This is a genomic window from Butyricicoccus sp. AM78-15b2TA (genome assembly GCF_027665985.1).
GTDB classification, from domain to species: Bacteria; Bacillota; Clostridia; order Oscillospirales; family Butyricicoccaceae; genus Agathobaculum; species Agathobaculum butyriciproducens.
In genome coordinates, this window is record NZ_JAQEHY010000065.1 from 1 (window position 1) to 268 (window position 268).

Below are 268 nucleotides of genomic sequence, written 5' to 3' on the forward strand. Positions count from 1 at the left end.
CGCAAGAAAAAATAATGAAAAAGGAGGACAGCCGGAATCATACCCTCGGAAACCGGGCGGCAGATTGTTCCGGCTTTTGTATGCTTATGAAACATGACAAACCTATTTTTTAATCAGATTCCGGCTAACAAACTATATGGCATTTTTTGAACAGGCAATCACCGTTCTTCAGACCCTCGTTATCGCGCTCGGTGCCGGTCTCGGTATCTGGGGCGTTATCAACCTGCTGGAAGGTTACGGCAACGACAACCCCGGCGCCAAGAGCCAG

1 protein-coding gene is annotated in these 268 nt (G+C 48.9%); it reads left to right on the top strand.

Annotated features, from left to right (window positions below; all coding sequences use genetic code 11):
* Positions 1–136 precede the first annotated feature (136 nt).
* The coding region (locus PGS25_RS15630; protein WP_270419432.1) for a Maff2 family mobile element protein at positions 137–268 on the top strand (132 nt) is incomplete at its 3' end.